The 2,239-nt window shown below is 63.9% G+C and carries 1 protein-coding gene and 1 pseudogene; one reads left to right on the forward strand and one right to left on the reverse strand.

The window, feature by feature from the left end; translation table 11 throughout:
- The first annotated feature begins 274 nt into the window (after positions 1 to 274).
- Positions 275 to 1,118: pseudogene (locus tag DEH69_RS04200) on the forward strand (IS5 family transposase).
- Between the two features lie 666 nt (positions 1,119 to 1,784).
- Here DEH69_RS04200 and DEH69_RS04210 read toward each other — a convergent pair.
- Positions 1,785 to 2,000 (reverse strand): hypothetical protein, encoded by a 216-nt coding sequence (locus DEH69_RS04210; protein WP_181727251.1) that lies wholly within the window; start codon positions 1,998 to 2,000, stop codon positions 1,785 to 1,787.
- Between the last annotated feature and the right edge of the window lie 239 nt (positions 2,001 to 2,239).

Below are 2,239 nucleotides of genomic sequence, written 5' to 3' on the forward strand. Positions count from 1 at the left end.
ACACCGCTCAACGACCAAGCCCCAGGCGAGGCACTCCAGATCTCAAACGCGCTCTCAAAGAGCGTTTTATCCCATCCGGGGTGCTTTATTACAGTTCAGGTAGCGGACCGTTTCGGGTCGGCTGGGGCGGTAAGCGTCTCTTGTGGCAGGTGAGGCGGATGACGGCCTTCGAGGGACCGTTTCGGTCCCTTCGCTCCTGTCTGATCCCAACACGCCCCCGGTCACGCCGGTTTGCGCCCTGTGGCGGGACGGCGGCCATCGGTACTACAGAAACATGCCTCGTAAGCAGCGGCCGTACCCGAGTGACCTGTCCGATGCCCGTTGGGAACTGCTGGAACCAACTCTGACAGCCTGGCGGGCCGAACGCAGAGGGAAAGGGCCTGGACATAGGCCGGCCGCCCGAGCACGACCTGCGCCGGATCATGGACGCGATCCTTTATGTCGACCGGACCGGGATCCCCTGGCGGTACCTGCCACACGACTTCGCCCCGTGGGAAACCGTCTACGGTTACTTCGCTGCCTGGCAGAAGGACGCGGTTTTCGACCAGCTCAACGGACTCCTGCGACGACTGGTCCGGGAGGCGGAAGGCCGCGACGCCGAGCCCAGCGCCTGCATCCTCGATGCCCAGAGCGTCAAGACCTCCGCGAACGTCCCGGCCACCGGCCAGGGCATCGACGCGGGCAAGAAGATTGCAGGCCGCAAACGCCACATCGGCGTCGACACACTCGGCCTTCTCCTGGCTGTCCTGGTCACCGCCGCCAGTATCTCCGACAACGTCGGCGGTATTCAGGTTCTCTCGAGCATCGCTGCAGACCACCCGCGTGTCACGAAGGCGTGGGCCGACACTGGCTACCGCACCAAGGTCATCGACCACGGCGCCCGTCTCGGGATCGATGTTGAAGTCACCCGTCGCGACCCTGCCCAGAAGGGCTTCAAGGTGATTCCGCGACGCTGGGTCGTCGAGCGGACCTTCGGCTGGCTGATGCACCATCGTCGTCTTGCCCGCGACTACGAGACCCACCCGCACCGCTCCGAAGCCATGATCAAGGTGGCCATGGTCGATCTCATAAGCCGACGGCTCACCCGCGAATCGACCCCGAACTGGCGCGACTCCTGAGCCCGCCAGGTCAGGAGGCAGAGCCCTGAGCAGGACAGTCCCAGTCGGCCGAGTCGATCGTGGTTCCCTCCACGTCGCTGAGGTGGAAGCAGTTGCCGTTGACCCACGCCGTGAGCGATCCGGGCCGATGCTCGACCTGGAATGGCTCGTCCCCGCGCAGAGTCCCGGACCATGATCCATCTGCTGCAGGCGAGTGGGTGACGGCGACCCACGTCCGCTTCGGGGGAATCTGGTGCGTTTCCGCCCAGGGCTCCACGGTCAACTCCAGCGCCGCCTCACCACCATTGCTGAGCAGCAGCCGCGCTGTTCCCCCAGTGGCCACTCGCGGCACACCCCCTTGCTTCTACGGACGACCCCGGTTCTCACGCCCCGATCGTCACACGCCCGATCACCTGCTCCAAGCGGCTTCGCCGCCCGAGTTATCAAACAGCCCTGCCGGGACAAAACGCTCTTTCAGAGAGCATCACCGTCGCGCTCCCCCCGACATTCTCCTCGAATGGATGTTCAAGAACACTACATCGGTTTCACGCGCATCAACTGTGATCTGATTCACAATCAAGAAAGATAGAATTAAGGCAACCCTCACATGACAAGATCTCCCCCATCGGGGGAGGTCACTCTCCGCACATTCCTCCGGTCGACACCCTTGGCCGCCGCACCCCGGTTCTAGGTGCCCTCGGGCGGCAGGTCCAGGGCCGCCCGCTTCTCGCCGGTAGGCAACGGAACGTCACGAGGCCAGTCCAGGACCATGCAGCCGTCCTCGGGCCTCCTAGGTCGATAGGTGAAGCCCAACTCCGACTCGGGGTCGTAGGTCAGCACCACATCGTCTCGTCGGATGCGACGCTCGAAGCGGGCGGCGTCGGCGGCCTGCCGCGGGCTCAAGGAGTCGTCTCCGAGCCGCTTCCGCAGGTACAGCTTGAGTCCAGTGAAGTGGTAGTTGTTGTGATGCGTCGAACCTCGATGGGACGTCTTGACAGCCCACGGAATCATCACCGCTACGGCATGTGCGATCGGATTTGCTCGCATATCGAGTGCGACCCGGCGCTTGTTCACCGCTGCCGGTGTAAGCCTCGATCTTTCGTGACGGTCCGTCGGTTCTTTCGGGGGGCCGTTTCGGTTGT

The organism is Streptomyces sp. PT12 (assembly GCF_003311645.1).
Lineage (GTDB): Bacteria > Actinomycetota > Actinomycetes > Streptomycetales > Streptomycetaceae > Streptomyces.